General features: G+C 44.7%; 3 protein-coding genes. All 3 read right to left on the bottom strand.

Translation table 11 applies throughout. The features are described 5' to 3' along the window. Positions 1–107 precede the first annotated feature (107 nt). Positions 108–1,700, bottom strand: coding sequence for a flippase activity-associated protein Agl23 (locus tag VN429_RS04335; RefSeq protein ID WP_325630176.1), 1,593 nt, complete (start codon positions 1,698–1,700; stop codon positions 108–110). A gap of 375 nt (positions 1,701–2,075) precedes the next feature. Continuing rightward, entirely contained in the window at positions 2,076–2,384 is a 309-nt protein-coding gene (gene rpsJ / locus VN429_RS04330) for a 30S ribosomal protein S10 (RefSeq protein ID WP_109969135.1), read from the bottom strand. 26 nt (positions 2,385–2,410) lie between these two features. After that, a complete protein-coding gene (gene tuf, locus VN429_RS04325; protein ID WP_325630173.1) occupies positions 2,411–3,688 on the bottom strand; it encodes a translation elongation factor EF-1 subunit alpha in 1,278 nt (425 codons plus the stop codon). Positions 3,689–3,760: the final 72 nt, after the last annotated feature.

The following is a 3,760-nucleotide window of genomic DNA, read 5'->3' as shown; positions in this document are numbered from 1 at the left end:
GCATTAGGATTATGGTGCTACCCTCATCATCAGTAAAACATTCTGGTATCAGTATTAAGGTTGTATCATCTGTTCACAGAACCTATGTAAAAAAAGGGGTAGTAAGGTTATTGGGCAATGCCCAGGGTAGGTTTTTCTTTTACAAAAACATCAAGATTGATGCTTCCCATCTTTCCATCTCTAAAAAGATAGTATTCAGGGATCCGATCCTTGTTATCATACCAGGAGAACCAGTAACTGAGTTTATACGGCCTCTTCTCATACCCAGGGAGAGATGGATAACTTTCGGTGTCGTGAGTGATCACAAGATCAGGATGCTTTGATTCAAAAACTGAAGGATCCACTTTTTGCCCATAGAACGAAATTTTGTCCCATTTATCGCCGCGATAATACCAGGGTAGAGGCCAGTAATTATCGGTAGCGATAACTACAGAATTTGAATCATCAATAAGTTTCATCACCGCTCGTATATCCTCACTATTTTGCACCTGCACAATCGGTTCGTTAATGTCAGTTGGTGTGTAACAAACATGAACCATCATCACAAACAGGAAGATACAGGCAATGGTAACTGCGATGAACTTAACTCGGGAGTGTATATCATAGGATGCTAGCAGGATCATCGGAAAGAGTTGGTGAATTATGAGCCAGGGAACTTTCTCACCCACATACGCATAAAAGATCATGGACAGAACAGTCCAGTACAGGGCAAAAAGGAAAATAAACCGGGACCGATCTCCAATACCAACATAAGGTTTGAATAGACCACCCCTGATCTGCAGATGTTTCAGATATGAGGCAATACCTGTTTTTACTTCTGAAAAACCCTTATCACGGATTCCATACTGCCATACTGCCACCCCAGCAAGAAGAGCAATGGGAACCTCGTATAAACCAAGAATAAGAAGATACCAATATGGACCCCCACAAAGGCGGCACTGACCACTTATGCCCATCCAGTGTTCAATTGCCTTGAAAGGTGCCTGAAAAAACATTTCTGGATGACTAAAAAAAGTAGTATAACAAGTCGCACCTATTGCGACCATGATCAAAAGGCTGGAAATGAGATCGCATCTCCATGTGCATGGCAGGGCAATTCGCCCACTACAAAGCATGAACATGAAAAAGGAACCAAATATCAGAAGTGTAAAGGGCATATCTTCCTTTAAACAGAGACCACATGCAGCACATATTGCTGCACCGACTGCATGTTGCCATCGTCCTTTGTCAAAGTACATGAGGAGAAGAACAAGGAGAGCCACTGTAAAGAAGAGTTGAAAAATATCATGCCTCAGAAAGCGGGAGAAGTAAACCATACACGGTGATATAGCAAAAAATAATGCACCGATTAAGGCATGGTTGCGTGCTATCCATCCTTCCCGATATAAAATCCAGAAAAATGGAATGATTGCAGCTCCGAAAAACCCGGGAAGAAACCTGACAATTAAATCGGAATCCTTGAAAAGAAGAAATGCTGCTCCAGTAAGATAGTAGAGAAGCGGACCATGATACATCGGGTCATACAAATAGGTACCCTTTGTAATCAGATCATAGGTAAACCAGGCGTGGATCGCTTCATCATGATGAAGAAGTTTAATATCAGGTAGTATAATCCGGACGAGGAGTCCAACAAGGAATATTAGAATAAATATCCTGGCAGGAGAGAGAGAAAGACGATCTTTCAAACTGCATGTGCACATGTATATCTGATCATTCTTGACGGAAATAAAAAAAGGCACCTCATGATTTTTCAGGGTTGAAACCAAAAAGGAGAAGAGATAAGCCTTTTTTTTGAAAAGACACTCAGGAATGAACGTAATTTTAATCCGTCGCGCATGAAAAGAAAGTGTAATAGCACAAAATTTCTACTTTTAGGACCTGGGTGAGATTGGACACACTGATTTCTTACTGGATAATATGGGCCTAATCCAGATATTCGAATGACCACGAAAGCAGATTATTGCGCTAGAATAAACTAAACAAACCTAAAAAAGAGAAAAGTGATCCGCCCTTGCGGAGGTGCGGTTATAGATATTGGAAATTACGTGCTTTAGCACGTTATGTACCAAGAAGTTTCAGCTCTCGAGAACAATCTCGATACCGATATCTTTTGGCACCTGGGTGCGCATCAGCTGTCGCAGAGCACGCTCATCAGCATCGATATCAATGAGGCGCTTGTGTACACGCATCTGCCAGCGGTCCCAAGTTGCGGTACCTTCGCCATCCGGGCTCTTCCGGATTGGAACAACGAGTTTTCTGGTAGGGAGCGGAATTGGTCCTGCGAGGTTTACGCCAGTGCGTTCTGCGATCTCACGAATCTTGTCGCATACCTCTTCGACTTTCTGGTAATCTGTTCCGGTGAGCCGGATACGGGCTTTCTGCATGATAAAACACACCCAAAAAATTAGGGTTAGCGGAATTGTTTCTTGACTACTTCAATACACATTCCGGCTGCAATGGTCTGACCCATATCACGTATGGCAAAGCGACCGAGCTGGGGGAATTCTTTTGCGCTTTCTACGCAGAAGGGTTTGGTAGGTTTGCATTTGATAACTGCTGCATCTCCTGCCTTCAGGAAGGTCGGATTCTCTTCAGAGGTCTGACCGGTCCGTGGGTCGAGCTTTTTGACGAGCTCGATGAAGGTGCATGCTACTTGTGCAGTGTGACAGTGGAACACTGGAGTGTATCCTGCGGTGATTGCACTTGGGTGCTGAAGAACCACAATCTGTGCAGAAAATTCTTCTGCAACTGATGGCGGAACGTCAGCGGCACCACATACATCACCACGGCGGACATCATCCTTACCAATACCACGAACGTTGAAACCGATGTTGTCACCGGGCAGTGCCTGTGGCTGCTCTTCATGGTGCATCTCAATAGACTTACACTCCCCACCCTTGTTGGCTGGCATGAAAACAACATTCATTCCCTTCTTAAGGATACCTGTTTCAACACGGCCGACTGGGACAGTCCCGATACCGGAGATTGAGTATGCATCCTGAATTGGAATACGAAGTGGTTTGTCGGTTGGTTTCTCTGGAACTTCAAGTTCATCAAGAAGTGCAAAGAGTGCCTTTCCCTTGTACCAGGGCATCTTGTCGCTGATCTTGGTGATGTTGTCACCCTCGAATGCGCTGATTGGGATGAACTTTACAGAATCAGGGTTGGTTCCTACCATCTTGAGGAGGTTACCTACGTCAGTCTTGACCTGGTTGAACCGTGCCTCATCGTAGTTGGATGCATCCATCTTGTTGATACCAATGATAAGCTGCTTGATACCAAGTGTCTTTGCAAGGAAAACGTGCTCTTTGGTCTGCTCCATTACACCGTCAGGTGCTGCAACGATGATGATTGCTGCATCAGCCTGTGATGCACCGGTGATCATGTTCTTGACGAAGTCACGGTGTCCAGGACAGTCTACGACAGTAAAGTAGTACTTATCAGTGTCGAACCTCTTGTGAGCGATATCGATGGTGATACCACGCTCACGCTCTTCCTTGAGGTTGTCCATAACCCATGCAAATGCAAAGGAACCCTTACCCTTTGACTCTGCTTCTTTCTTGTACTGCTCAATAATATGTGCAGGAACTGCTCCTGCTTCATACATAAGACGTCCGACGGTAGTAGATTTGCCGTGGTCAATGTGGCCGATGACCGCGAGGTTAATGTGTGGCTTCTCAGCTGCCATAGTATAGTATCCTCCAATACCTCCGCAAATATCAGATCTGCCTAACACAGTCCATTTATGCGAGTATTACAT

The organism is Methanospirillum sp. (assembly GCF_035560735.1).
Classification (GTDB): Archaea; Halobacteriota; Methanomicrobia; order Methanomicrobiales; family Methanospirillaceae; genus Methanospirillum.
Note: the sequence above shows the minus strand (reverse complement) of the source record. Positions and strands in the feature narration are given on the sequence as shown.

Bases quoted from the DNA above. Each gene is read 5' to 3' on its own strand.
- VN429_RS04335 (WP_325630176.1), bottom strand. From the start codon at position 1,700: ATGTGCACATGCAGTTTGAAAGATCGTCTTTCTCTCTCTCCTGCCAGG.
- rpsJ (WP_109969135.1), bottom strand. From the start codon at position 2,384: ATGCAGAAAGCCCGTATCCGGCTCACCGGAACAGATTACCAGAAAGTC.
- tuf (WP_325630173.1), bottom strand. From the start codon at position 3,688: ATGGCAGCTGAGAAGCCACACATTAACCTCGCGGTCATCGGCCACATT.